Origin of the sequence: Synechococcus sp. GEYO, from assembly GCF_900473955.1 — a bacterium.
GTDB lineage: Bacteria > Cyanobacteriota > Cyanobacteriia > PCC-6307 > Cyanobiaceae > Synechococcus_C.
Genome location: NZ_UCNL01000006.1, coordinates 102,239 through 114,864, shown reverse-complemented (window position 1 = coordinate 114,864; position 12,626 = coordinate 102,239). Strand labels below are relative to the sequence as shown.

Genomic DNA, 12,626 nt, shown 5'->3' with positions numbered 1-12,626 from the left:
TTTTTATAAACAGCCAGCACAAACTAGGAGGGCTTAGTCAATTCGACTTTTACGTTAATTGATGTTATTTGACAGTAAAACTCTCTTTTGAACGGAATGCTCAGAGTGCTTTGTCGGGTCGTGGGGTCAGGCCCGCATTGCCGCCGTAGAGACTTGCCGTTCGAGTGATGGTTGACTGCGGCACGCCACTGCGTGAGCTCAGTGTGCTGAGCCCAGGTACATCCGAAGGCTCAGAACCGTTTTCGGCGCGGAGTTCCAGCAGATTGCGCACGGCAGTCGGTTGGCCAGATGCAGCTCTCACCTGGAGGAAACGGCTGGTCTCCGATGGGGTGGAGGCTCTCCCAAGCAGAGCGATGCTCGCTGCGGTGGCAGCACGAAGTGGCGCCATCCGCGAGAGTCGATCCTGAAAGGGTTCGCTCAGGGCAACTGATTCGACGAAGCCATCGAGATCAATCTGCCCGTTTCTGAGCAATGACTCCGCTGAGGTCAGGCGCTCTGTTTCCAGTGGCACGCGATTCAACAGTTGTCGGTAAGTCGCATCAAGGATCTCGCGCAGCTCGGATTCACTAGACACCCGCGCGAGGGATGCCTGGGTGGGAAGGCCCTCGCGTCGCTTGTAACCACTGGCATCGCCAAGAGGAAGTGCCGCCTGAAGCCCAGCTTGTCCACGGTTGGACTGGGATGGACGGGACCACTGGTTCAGCGTGGCTGCGGAACCGGATGAGCGCCGAAGCATGAAAGCGGCCAGCTGTTCCGGGGGAGTGAAGCCGCTGATGTCGGCTGTCCACTTTCCGCCGAAGCGGCTGCGCTGACTCTTGTCAGCGATATTTCTCTTGGTGACGTCACCGGTCGTTCGGAGTGCTTCGCGACGGATCGCTTCTGGCCGTGGAGTCATTGACACGTTGACTCTGGCCCCGATCGAGGGATCCAATGCCCTGCGTAATCCCGGAGCACGACGGGTGGTCAGGTCTTTGGGCGTAATGAAGCGTTCGTATGGAACGGTGTCTTCACCGAAGCAGTCGCTGTAGTCCTTGCTGTCGATCAAGGCATCGACCAAGCCGTAAAACCCTCGGCGAGCTGCGGTGTCGAAGAGAGCATCGATCTCCCAGCGACCGAAGGTAGGCCTGCCCAGAAGGCGGCGGTGCATCACTTCGATGGACTTGGCGATGTAAAGGCCTTCCCAGTAGCGACGGCGAAAGGCATCCGAGCTAGCCACGCTACGGATGAAGTCGCGGAGGCTGATGTCTCCGTTTTCCAGACGGGCTTCCTGGGAGTTGAGGCGTTCTCCTTCGTAGCCGGAGTTGCCAAGCACCTGGATGTAGACGGCTTTGATCACTGCCTGGGTTGAGGATTCGGTGTTGCGAATACTCGGCTGGCCGCCGCGGCGTGGAAGGGCCGAACCGCCTGTGGAGATCTGTTGGAGTCGAACCACTCGCGGTCCCACCTTGCGAGGCCGGCTGCCCCGGAACTGAGGACTGTCCATTTGTCCCGGTTGCGCCATGCCATTGCTCACCAGCAGGCGGCGTGTGTCATAGCTGAAGGGTGCGGGACGCGTCGTCACCGAAGCCGTGTCTGAAGGGAAGATCGCTCCGTACTGATTGCCGACGGGATCATTGCCGCCGCCGTAAACATGCTGATCAGCAAGAGGCTGCCGGTAAGAGGCATATAGCGTGACGTATTGGGGTGCTCCCTCGAACGGTGCGCTGAAGCGAAACAAACGTCGGTTCGAGCCCCAGCCAGCACTCTCCTGTGCCTCTTCACCCAGGTCGCGCAAGTAAGGAACAGTCTCCTCACCAAAAGTTTGCGCATATTCGCTGCTGTTCACGATCACATCAATCAGACCTTTCAGTCCCTGGTTGCTGACGATCGAAAAGGCTTTGCGGAATTCCTCGAGCGAGCTGACGCCGCGTCCAAGGAAATGGCGGTAGGCCAGTTCCACCACCCGGCTGTTGACAAAGGGGCCGTAAAACTGATTCCGGTATTCCTTGCTTCGGCCCAGCGCGCGGATGAATTCCCGCATTGAAATCTTGCCCTGCACCAGCTGGCTGGCTTCTGAAGGACAGGGGGTCTGGGAGTAGCCCTTTGCGATGTCGCGCTCAAAGACCTGTCTGTAGGCGGCTCGAATGATTTCAGCTTTCTCCGCTCCGGACAGGCCAGGGCGCATTTCGAAACGCTGTGCTGATTCGGATGCCAGGGCGTAGATCGCTGGGAGCTGAAGCCCTTGGCTGACACGGCTGCCGAGTTTCTGTTTTGTGGAAGGCGTCGCAATGGCGAGTTCCTTCAGGAGCACGTTGAAGCAGTCGATGGTGAGTCGGCGGGCCTCTGGGCGCTCCCGAAGCAGCTCTGCGCAGGCTCCTCGCATCTCCTGAAGGGCCACATTGGTGGCGGTCAGAGAACAGTTCTTGAGAAGGATGTCGCGCAGTCCGCGCGTATTCACCGCAAGGATGCTTGGATCTCCGGCCACCAATGCATAGCCCACATAGCGAAGAAACCAGCCCAGGTCGCGCACAGATTTGCGCATGAATGCAGGGCCGTACTTGGCCACGCTGATGGCGGTGAAACCCGTGGGCAGAACGACGCGTACATCGGCATCGCCGCCACCGACATCGAGGAGCCGGGTGAAGAAATTGCCGCGCTTGGTGATGCTGCTGTCACCCGTGAAGGTGCGCACGGATTGTTCGAAGGCGGCCTGGTCAGCCGCCAGCGGGGCGGTATCGACGGCCTGTGCCCGGGACACTTCGCCTGTGCTGAGTGGCGCCTCGAGGAACGAAAGTGGAGTTCCTCCGACAAAAATCCTGTTGGCCGCGCGGGCAACGATCGCTTCAGCGTTGCTGGCGATGATCTTTGAAGCTTCCAGGCGGTCATTGCCGCTGCGGAAGAACGTGATCAACGTGTCGAGTTCGCCCCCGTCAGGGAAACGGTCCTGTTGTTCCGCCTGACGAACGCTGGAGAGCGGCAGGGTGTCGAACAGCTGTGGGGAAACCCTTGGGCTGCCGCTGCTGGCGGTCACGGTCATGAACGGGAGCAAGCCGGATTCGGCCACGTTACGGCTCGTCCCGAGGGCTCTCGAACAGGCATGAACAAATGTTTGCAGGGGTTGCTCCTTCAGACCCGTTTTCGATGCCCACCCTGAAATGGTTCAGACCGAATAATGAGATCGGAAACCGACGCGCCGATGAACCCCAAGCCCTCGGATGCCGCCACCCCTGTGGTGAGTGACTTTTATGACCGGTTCCCATATCCGGGGGATCCGCTTCAGGACGGCCCGCCTCCTGGCTACAACTGGCGCTGGTGCCATGAAAGCGTTCTGGCAGCAGTGCATGGTGCAGTGCCGTCGCAGGCTGATCCAGCGGCTTCTCTGCGAATTCTTGATGCGGGTTGTGGGACGGGCGTCAGCACGGATTACCTCTGTCACCTCAATCCAGGAGCGCAGATCCTGGCGGTGGATATCAGTGCGGGAGCTCTTGAAGTAGCCCGTGAACGCTTGCAGCGATCCGGTGCCGCGGATCAGGTGGATGCGTTGCGTCAGGAGCAGCGCAGTCTTCTCGATCTCAAGGGTGAGGGACCCTTTGACTACATCAATTCCGTGGGGGTTCTGCATCACCTGCGCGAGCCGCTGGCGGGAATGAAGGCTCTGGGTTCGCTGTTGGCAGAAACAGGATTGATCCACTTGTTCCTATACGCCGATGGGGGACGTTGGGAGATTCATCGAACCCAGCGTGCGTTGTGCCGATTGGGTGCTGGTAGCGGAGCCGAAGGTCTGCGTCTTGGCCGTGAACTCTTTCAGGTTCTGCCAGAGGGCAATCGTCTGCGCCAGAGCTATGAGCAGCGTTGGCTGATCGATACCGCAGCCGATTCGAATTTCGCTGATATGTACCTCCATCCGCAGGAGACCAGTTACGACCTCAGGCGCCTGTTCGACCTGATCGAAGCCGCCGGACTTCAGTTCGCCGGCTTCTCGAATCCCGCCGTATGGCATTTGAGCCGTTTGCTGTCAGGTGAACTGCTGGAGCGTGCAGCCATGCTCCCTGAGCGTGAACAGTGGCTGCTGGTTGAAGACCTCGACCCCGAGATCAGTCATTTCGAGTTCTTTGTGGCCAAACAACCCGTGCAATCCAACCGCTGGGAGGACGATTCAGCCTTGCTCCAGGCCATTGGTCGGCGACAGTCGTGTTTATGGGGTTGGCCTTCCTCCAGCCTTTTGGGTCCGGATCTGGAGCCGATTGCTCTCTCGGCATCCGAGCTGGCATTGCTTGCAGCTGTTGAGCGCCAGCCCAAAACGGCTTTGGGTGACCTCAACCTCGGGCCTGAGACCGTTTCAGTGGCAAGAGGTCTCTTGTCGCGCCGGCTGCTGCTTCTGGAAGCTTCCAGAACCTGAGCGTGAGAAAACGCGTGATAGATTCCGCGCGCTTCCTCAGGCACTGTTTGCTGGCTAACGACCCCACAGAATCACCCGCGGCAACCGTTGCGATCGATTCTGGAATGGCCGACTACGCCAGACTTCAACAACGCCTGATGCTGGCCACTCTGGCGGTTTCACTAGTTGCGGTTCTTGTCGCTCTGGTTGGTTTCGACGCCATGGTTGCCCGCAGCCTGTTGGTGGGTTCTTGCGCTGGTGTTCTCTACCTGCGCCTCCTCGCCCGCAGCGTGGCTCGGCTCGGCGGAGGTTCCCGTCAAGTGGGTCGGTTTCAGCTGGTTGTGCCTGTGCTGCTCGTTGTTGCAGCGGCCAAGTTCCCTCAGCTTGAGATCCTTCCTGCTTTCATCGGCTTCCTTCTCTATAAACCCGCCTTGATTCTTCAGACCGTCATTGACGGCTGAGCTCGCGCATCCCCTTCTGCTTTCAATGGCTTTGCTGCCTTTCACACTGCCTTTCGCTGAACTGGAGGTCGGGAACCATCTGTATTGGCAGATCGGCAACCTCAATCTTCACGGCCAGGTCTTTCTGAGTTCCTGGATCCTGATCGGCGCTCTCCTTGCTCTCGTCCTTGTTGGTACGCGCAAGTTGGATCGCGACCCAAGAGGCGTGCAGAACCTGCTCGAATTCCTCTGGGATTACTTGCGTGATCTCGCTCGTGATCAGATCGGAGAAAAATATTATCGAGAGTGGCTGCCCTTCATTGGAACCCTGTTCCTGTTCATTTTCGTGAGCAATTGGGGTGGCGCTCTGATCCCTTGGAAAGTTTTTGAACTTCCTGAAGGTGAACTGGGTGCTCCTACGGCAGACATCAACACCACAGTGGCGATGGCTCTGCTCGTCTCTCTCGCTTACTTCTATGCGGGATTGAGCAAAAAAGGTCTGAGATTTTTTGAGCTCTATGTAGAGCCAACTCCGATCATGCTTCCCTTCAAGATCATTGAGGAGTTCACAAAACCTCTTTCACTGTCTTTCCGACTTTTCGGAAACATCCTGGCAGATGAACTTGCGGTTGGAGTTCTTGTTTATCTGGTTCCTCTAATCGTTCCTCTGCCTGTGATGCTGCTTGGATTGTTCACCAGTGCGATCCAGGCTCTTATTTTCGCGACATTGGCTGCCTTCTATATCGGTGAAGGTCTGCATGAACACCACTAGGTGACAAATGCTCGCCGTTAAGGCGATCTGCTAAACACTTCTGCGCGTAGGTCCGACGCTCATGACTCGGGCCCGCTCTCTTGCAACAGAGAGTGTCCCTGCGCAGGGGGAACCAATCCCCACTTCATTTGCTCAGCGCTACTGCGCATCCCCCCCCAACGCTCTCAACATGGATTCCATTACTTCCGCAGCTTCCGTCGTTGCTGCTGGCCTGGCTGTTGGCCTGGCGGCTATCGGCCCTGGTATCGGTCAGGGCAGCGCTTCCCAAGGTGCTGTTGAAGGTATTGCCCGCCAGCCTGAAGCTGAAGGCAAGATCCGCGGCACCCTGCTGCTTTCTCTGGCATTCATGGAGTCGCTGACGATCTACGGCCTGGTTGTGGCTCTGGTGCTTCTGTTCGCCAACCCCTTCGCCGGTTGATCCATCTCCTGGGAGCTCCCTCAGCTTGATGGCAGCTCCCAGGTGTGATCCTTCTTCTCTTCATCAGCTTTTCCTCAGCGCTCCTCTTTCATGACCTGGCTTCTGCTTGCTGAAGCAGCGGTGCCGGAGGGAGGTCTTTTTGACCTCGATGCCACCTTGCCTTTAATGGCAGTCCAGGTGGTTCTCCTGACCTTCCTGCTCAATTCCCTCTTCTTCCGGCCGGTCGGCAAGGTCGTGGAAGATCGTGAGGGTTACATCTCCACAAGCCTTGCTGATGCCAAGCAAAAGCTTGAGCAAGTCCAGCGTCTTGAGGCTGAACTCACTGAACAACTCCGAGGCGCTCGCCAGGCCGCTCAGGCCGCCATCCTCGAAGCTGAGCAGGAGGTCGACAATCTGTATCGCGAGGCCATCGCGACAACTGAAGCTGATGCCAATCGCACGAGGGAACAAGCCCGTCGTGAGATTGAGGCACAGCGAGAGCAGGCTCAGTCGCAGCTGATGGGCAAGGTCGATGAGTTCAGCACAAAGATCATTCAACGTCTGCTGGCTGTTTCATGATGTCTCTTGTCACCTTGTTTGCTGCAGAGGGTGGTTTCGCGATCAACCTCAATCCCCTTGAGACAAACCTGATCAATCTGGTCATAGTTATCGGGTTGCTCGTCTACTTCCTCAAGGGATTGCTTGGCGGCATCCTTGAGCGTCGTCGTGAATCGATTCTCAAGGAATTGAACGATGCTGAAAACAGGCTCAAAACTGCTACCGCAGAGCTGAGCAAGGCGCAGGCCGACCTCGGTTCTGCCAAAGAAAAAGCTGAGAAGATCCGTGCCGATGGCCAAGCCAGGGCACAAGCCATCCGTACGGACGGTGAGCAGCGAACCATCGCGGCAATGGCTGCCCTCAAGCAGGATGCCCTTGCTGATCTGAACGCCGAAGGTGCTCGTCTGACCGAGGAGCTACGGCGTGAAGCTGCTCTGGCCGCCATCGACAAAGTGATGGCCGATCTGCCCGGACGTCTCGATGCTTCGGCTCAAGCCCGTCTCATCGACGCCTCCATCAATAATCTGGAGGATGCCTGATGCCCCTTCTCAATACCCTGGCCACCCCTTACGCCGAAGCGTTGTTGCAGGTGACCAATGCTCGCAATGAGTCTGATGACGTGGCAGCCCAGTGCAAGGAGCTCATTGCTCTCTGGGACAGCAGTGAGTCACTGCGAGGTGCCATGACCTCTCCGGTGCTTGAGCCAACGGCCAAGAAGAAAGCCCTTGAGCAGCTCCTGAGCGAGCAGATCCAGCCTTCATTGCTGAATCTGCTCAAGGTCCTGGCCGATCGCTACCGCCTCACCGCTTTTGATGCCGTTCTGAGTCGTTATCTCGAGCTTTACCGCGAATCCCGCAAGATTTCGCTGGCTCATGTCCGTTCGGCTCAGGCCCTGACCGACACTCAAAAGGCATCGCTGACCGCCAAGGTTCAGTCCATGGTCGGCAGCGGGTCCGTTGAGATTGATCTCACCATAGATCCGAGCCTGATTGGCGGCTTCGTGATCAATGTGGGCTCTCAGGTCATCGACGCTAGTCTTTCCGGCCAAGTAAGGCGACTCGGTCTCTCGCTTGCTAAGGCGGGCTGACCGTTTTTTTCTTCACCCTTCAGATTTTTCTCTTATCCCCCGTCAAAGGGTTTACCAGCCATGGTTTCCATCCGTCCCGACGAGATCAGCGCGATTCTCAAACAGCAGATTGAGGACTACGACAAGTCTGTATCTGTCAGCAACGTTGGTTCTGTCCTGCAGGTGGGTGATGGCATCGCCCGCGTTTACGGCCTCCAAGAGGTGATGGCCGGCGAGCTCGTTGAATTTGAAGACGGCACTGAAGGCATTGCCCTCAATCTCGAGGATGACAATGTCGGCGCCGTGCTGATGGGTGAAGGCCTCGGCATTCAGGAGGGCAGCACCGTCCGTGCAACCGGCAAGATCGCGTCGGTTCCTGTCGGCGATGCTCTGCTGGGGCGTGTCGTGAATTCCCTTGGAGTTCCTCTCGACGGCAAAGGTGATCTCGCAACGACTGAGACTCGTCTGATTGAGTCTCCCGCTCCGGGCATCATTCAGCGCAAGTCGGTGCATGAGCCCATGCAGACCGGCATCACCGCCATCGACGCGATGATTCCCATCGGTCGAGGCCAGCGTGAGCTGATCATTGGTGACCGCCAGACCGGCAAGTCTGCTATCGCGATCGACACCATCCTGAATCAGGCCGATCAGGACGTGATCTGTGTGTATGTCGCCATTGGTCAGAAAGCTGCAAACGTCGCCCAGGTGACGGAGGTTCTGCGAGAGCGCGGCGCACTGGATTACACGGTGATCGTTGCTGCAAACGCCTCCGATCCTGCTGCACTGCAATATCTCGCTCCATACACGGGTGCTTCGATCGCCGAAGCCTTCATGTACAAGGGCAAGGCCACCCTGGTCATCTACGACGACCTCTCCAAGCAAGCTCAGGCTTACCGCCAGATGTCGTTGCTGCTCCGTCGTCCGCCCGGACGTGAGGCCTACCCCGGCGACGTGTTCTATTGCCATAGCCGTTTGCTCGAGCGAGCTGCCAAGCTTTCCGATGCCATGGGCAAGGGTTCCATGACGGCTCTGCCGATTATTGAGACCCAGGCTGGTGACGTTTCCGCCTACATCCCCACCAATGTGATTTCGATCACAGATGGTCAGGTGTTCCTCAGTTCAGATTTGTTCAACTCGGGTCTGCGTCCTGCCATCAACGTGGGTATTTCAGTGAGCCGAGTTGGTGGTGCTGCCCAGACCAAGGCCATCAAGAAAATTGCTGGCACCCTCAAGCTCGAGCTCGCTCAGTTCGATGAGCTGGCTGCGTTCTCGCAGTTCGCTTCCGATCTTGATGCAGCAACGCAGAAACAGCTCGGACGCGGCAAGCGTCTTCGCGAGCTTCTTAAGCAGCCTCAGTTCAGCCCACTGATCCTGGCTGAGCAGGTGGCCATTGTTTATGCAGGCGTTAAGGGCCTAATTGATGATGTCCCCGAGGATCAGGTGGTTCAGTTCTCCCGGGAGCTCCGCGAGTACCTGAAGAGCAACAAGCCTGAGTTCATCAAGAAGGTTCAGGACGAGAAGGTGCTCAGCCCTGAGGCGGAAACCATTCTCAAGGAGGCTATTTCCGAAGTCACCTCCACCATGTTGGCTTCCGCCAACTGAGGCCCTGAGACATGGCAAATCTGAAGGAGATCCGAGATCGGATCAAATCTGTCAAGAACACCCGCAAGATCACTGAGGCCATGCGTCTCGTGGCTGCGGCCAAAGTTCGGCGTGCTCAGGAGCAGGTCCTGCGCAGTCGCCCATTTGCGGATCGGCTGGCTCGTTTGCTTGAAAACCTCCAGGCACGTATGCGTTTCGAAGATGCCGATGCTCCCCTTCTCGAGCAGCGCAATGTCGAGACCATCACCCTGGTCGCTGTCACCGGCGACCGAGGTCTCTGTGGCGGCTACAACGCCAACATCATCAAACGCACTGAGACGCGTTTTGCTGAACTTCAGGGCAAGGGGTACAAGGTTGATCTGGTGTTGATCGGTCGTAAAGCCATCAGCTATTTCACGAATCGGAGTTACCCCATTCAGGCCACCTTCACTGGTCTTGAGCAGGTCCCGACAGCTGATGAAGCAGGATCGATCGCCAATGAGGTGTTCGCTGAGTTCCTCTCCGAGAGCACCGATCGTGTTGAGATCATCTACACCAAGTTCATCAACCTGGTGAGCTGTAATCCTGTTGTGCAGACTCTGCTCCCCCTTGATCCTCAGGGGATTGCTGAGGCTGATGACGAGATTTTCCGTCTCACGACCAAAGACGGAGAGCTCCGGGTTGAATCGGGTGCAGGGCCGGCTAATACCCAGCCCCAGCTGCCTTCGGACATTGTGTTTGAGCAGAGCCCTGACCAATTGCTCAATGCCCTTCTGCCCCTTTACCTGCAGAACCAGCTGCTGAGATCTCTTCAGGAGGCTGCAGCATCTGAGCTTGCAAGCCGAATGATGGCGATGAACAATGCCAGCGATAACGCCAAGGCTCTCGCCAAGACGCTCACCCTTGATTACAACAAGGCGCGTCAGGCGGCGATTACGCAGGAAATTCTTGAGGTTGTGGGTGGCGCCGCTGCAATGGCTTGATCCGCTTGCGGACTGATGCCTCATTTTTTCGATCGTTCAGCCGGCCATGAGGCCGGCTTTTTTTTGCCAGCGCTGATGCAATGACGCTGAGGTGGATTCAGGCGGCCTTTACGCTGAGCAGAAGCCATCGTTGGGAGTGTTCCAAGAAAGATGAGCGACACCACATCTGCTATTTATGCCATCACCCTTGAGCTTGATGGCCAGCGTCACCATTTTCAGTGCCGTGACAACCAGACCGTGTTGTCCGCTGCTGAAGAGGCCGAAGTGCCCGTGCCCAGTTCCTGTTGCGCGGGAGTCTGCACCACCTGTGCTGCACGCATCCAAGAGGGTGAGGTTCACCAGCCTGATGCGATGGGGGTCAAGGAGGATCTGCGCAATGAGGGCTTCGCTCTTCTCTGCGTTTCCTTCCCTCGTAGTGACCTCATGGCGGTGGCTGGCCAGGAGGATGCCCTGTATCAGGCTCAGTTCGGTCAGTATCAGAGCTGATTCTTCAACAGGGTTCTGTTCATCTCTCAGCAGGGATGTTTTCAAACCTCGGCGTTCAGCAGTTCCATGAAGCTGTCGTAATCCATGCCGCGCAGCTCTTTGCCGCTGCTGGAATGCAGCTTCTCAAGTGCCTCCATCACATCTGTTTGAGGAAAGAGTGTTTGTCGGTGTTGCTGGCTTGCTCGAATGCACCGGTCAATCCGAGCACTGAGGCCTGAAACTTGCGCAGTGGATCGGTTGCGAGGATCACAGCGATGGCACCTGATTTGTTTTCGGTCTTTGCCTTTTGGTCATGAAGCTCAGTTTCAGGAGGTTGTCGCTGATCAGTCTCGAGTTGTGCGCTATCGACGATCTTCGCTCCTGGGTTCTCGAGCAGCTTCAACGGGAGGGTGAGCCGTTGCGGTGGGCGATCACCTCCATCCAACGCTCCTCTGAAACATCCCAGGTTGTGCTTGAGGTCGAAGCCGTGCTGATCAACCCATGACGGTCCTCGCTGCGCCGTTGCCCACGCTCATGGTTGTGCCGACGGGTATCGGCTGTGAGATCGGTGGGTTCGCTGGCGATGCCCTGCCAAGTGCCCGCCTGTTGGCAGCAGCCAGCGGTTGCCTGATCACCCATCCCAATGTGATCAATGGAGCCTCGTTGTACTGGCGTGATCCACGCATTCACTATGTGGAGGGTTACGGCCTCGATCGTTTTGCCTCAGCTGCCTGGGGACTGCGCCCGAGGCGCAGTCAGCGCATCGGCCTGTTGCTGGATGCTGGCATCGAATCGGACCTGCTGCTGCGACATCGTCAGGTCGCGGAGGGCTGCAGGGCCAGTCTTGGCCTTGATATCAACGCGATGGTCCGCACTGATGAGCCTCTGGGTGTGCATCTGGCTGCCGGCGACAGCGGCACAAGTTGGGGGACTTTGGACCGACCCGATACGCTCCTGAGAGCGGCAGAGCGCCTTAAGGCGGCAGGGTCTACCGCCATTGCAGTGGTGGCTCGATTCCCCGACGATCTGGACACTGAGACGTTGGCGGCCTATCGCCACGGCACTGGTGTCGATGCTCTCGCCGGCGCTGAAGCGGTGATTAGTCATCTGCTGGTTCGGCATCTGCAGATTCCCTGCGCTCATGCGCCAGCGCTGGAGGCCTTGCCCCTCGACGTTGACCTTGATCCCCGTGCTGCAGGGGAGGAACTCGGCTACACCTTTCTTGCCTGTGTGTTGGTGGGTCTGAGCAGGGCGCCTGATCTGCTGGATCTGTCCTCAGGCTGTTCGGTGGCTGGAGATGATCTCGTCGCCGACCAGCTGGGCGCCGTTGTGGTGCCGGATGGTGCGCTTGGAGGGGAGGCTGTGCTTGCCAGCCTGGAACGTGGCGTTCCTGTGATCGCGGTGAACAATCCAGGCGTGCTGTCGGTCAGTGCAGAGGCTCTGGGTTGTGGGAATCAGATCCTGAAAGCCGTTTCCTACGCAGAAGCCGCGGGCCTGGTGACCGCCCTGCGCGAGGGCATCGCCACGGCGTCTCTCGTTCGACCTCTGCCCTCCATGCAGGAGCTGAATTGATGGCATTGGGCTTTGCAAATTCCGGAGACCGTCCCTGTCCATGTGGAAGCGGAGATCCACTGCTTCAGTGCTGTGGACCGCTTCACCGAGGCAGGCTGAAGGCGGAGACCGCCGAACAATTGATGCGATCCCGCTACTCCGCTTACGCGCTTTCGGAGGTGGATTATCTGATCGCCACCCACCCTGTTGCCGCCAGTGCAGTTGCTGAGCGAAGGCGAGAACTGCGGGCCAGTTGCCGCCAGACCCGATGGCATGGCCTCAAGGTGCTGGCCTCTGAGGCTGGGTGTTCGGATGATCTTGAGGGAACCGTGCGTTTCGAGGCCGTTTTCAGCTCCGGTGGGCAACGCCACGTGTTGAAGGAACACTCGCTGTTCCGTAGGCGAAATGGAGTGACTACAGGGGAGTGGCTCTACATCCGCTCACTGGATTGAACGA

At 57.9% G+C, this 12,626-nt stretch carries 14 protein-coding genes; 13 read left to right on the top strand and 1 reads right to left on the bottom strand.

Annotation, left to right across the window (positions count from 1 at the left end):
* Window positions 1-100: 100 nt before the first annotated feature.
* Entirely contained in the window at window positions 101-3,016 is a 2,916-nt protein-coding gene (locus DXY37_RS04705) for a phycobilisome rod-core linker polypeptide (protein WP_115125645.1), read from the bottom strand.
* Window positions 3,017-3,175: 159 nt separating this feature from the next.
* Between DXY37_RS04705 and DXY37_RS04700 the strand changes: the two genes are divergently transcribed.
* From DXY37_RS04700 to DXY37_RS04640, 13 genes are all read left to right on the top strand, one after another.
* Window positions 3,176-4,378 carry a methyltransferase gene (locus tag DXY37_RS04700; protein WP_115125587.1) on the top strand — a complete coding sequence of 401 codons (1,203 nt, stop codon included), beginning with the start codon at window positions 3,176-3,178 and terminating at the stop codon, window positions 4,376-4,378.
* A 104-nt stretch (window positions 4,379-4,482) separates the two neighbouring features.
* Window positions 4,483-4,818 (top strand): hypothetical protein, encoded by a 336-nt coding sequence (locus DXY37_RS04695; RefSeq protein ID WP_066911091.1) that lies wholly within the window; start codon window positions 4,483-4,485, stop codon window positions 4,816-4,818.
* A 25-nt stretch (window positions 4,819-4,843) separates the two neighbouring features.
* Window positions 4,844-5,569 (top strand): F0F1 ATP synthase subunit A, encoded by a 726-nt coding sequence (gene atpB, locus DXY37_RS04690; protein WP_067095994.1) that lies wholly within the window; start codon window positions 4,844-4,846, stop codon window positions 5,567-5,569.
* A gap of 169 nt (window positions 5,570-5,738) precedes the next feature.
* Window positions 5,739-5,987 (top strand): ATP synthase F0 subunit C, encoded by a 249-nt coding sequence (gene atpE, locus DXY37_RS04685; protein ID WP_007098848.1) that lies wholly within the window; start codon window positions 5,739-5,741, stop codon window positions 5,985-5,987.
* Window positions 5,988-6,077: 90 nt separating this feature from the next.
* Window positions 6,078-6,545: a F0F1 ATP synthase subunit B' gene (locus tag DXY37_RS04680; protein WP_067095796.1), complete on the top strand. Its 468-nt coding sequence runs from the start codon at window positions 6,078-6,080 to the stop codon at window positions 6,543-6,545.
* A complete protein-coding gene (locus DXY37_RS04675; RefSeq protein ID WP_115125586.1) occupies window positions 6,542-7,063 on the top strand; it encodes a F0F1 ATP synthase subunit B in 522 nt (173 codons plus the stop codon). Before DXY37_RS04680 ends, DXY37_RS04675 begins: the two co-directional genes overlap by 4 nt.
* Window positions 7,063-7,611, top strand: a complete 549-nt coding sequence (atpH, locus tag DXY37_RS04670; protein ID WP_115125585.1) for an ATP synthase F1 subunit delta — start codon at window positions 7,063-7,065, stop codon at window positions 7,609-7,611. Before DXY37_RS04675 ends, atpH begins: the two co-directional genes overlap by 1 nt.
* Before the next feature lie 60 nt (window positions 7,612-7,671).
* The gene (gene atpA, locus DXY37_RS04665; RefSeq protein WP_067095805.1) at window positions 7,672-9,192 is read left to right on the top strand and encodes a F0F1 ATP synthase subunit alpha; all 1,521 of its coding nucleotides are present in this window, start codon (window positions 7,672-7,674) and stop codon (window positions 9,190-9,192) included.
* Window positions 9,193-9,203: 11 nt separating this feature from the next.
* Window positions 9,204-10,154 (top strand): F0F1 ATP synthase subunit gamma, encoded by a 951-nt coding sequence (locus DXY37_RS04660; protein WP_067095810.1) that lies wholly within the window; start codon window positions 9,204-9,206, stop codon window positions 10,152-10,154.
* A gap of 150 nt (window positions 10,155-10,304) precedes the next feature.
* Complete coding sequence (locus tag DXY37_RS04655; RefSeq protein WP_115125584.1) at window positions 10,305-10,640, top strand: 2Fe-2S iron-sulfur cluster-binding protein; 336 nt, start codon at window positions 10,305-10,307, stop codon at window positions 10,638-10,640.
* Between the two features lie 292 nt (window positions 10,641-10,932).
* Window positions 10,933-11,124, top strand: coding sequence for a hypothetical protein (locus DXY37_RS04650; RefSeq protein WP_115125583.1), 192 nt, complete (start codon window positions 10,933-10,935; stop codon window positions 11,122-11,124).
* A complete protein-coding gene (locus tag DXY37_RS04645; RefSeq protein WP_244276874.1) occupies window positions 11,121-12,191 on the top strand; it encodes a DUF3326 domain-containing protein in 1,071 nt (356 codons plus the stop codon). Before DXY37_RS04650 ends, DXY37_RS04645 begins: the two co-directional genes overlap by 4 nt.
* Window positions 12,191-12,622, top strand: coding sequence for a YchJ family protein (locus DXY37_RS04640; RefSeq protein WP_115125582.1), 432 nt, complete (start codon window positions 12,191-12,193; stop codon window positions 12,620-12,622). The genes DXY37_RS04645 and DXY37_RS04640 overlap by 1 nt, the downstream gene beginning before the upstream one ends.
* Window positions 12,623-12,626: the final 4 nt, after the last annotated feature.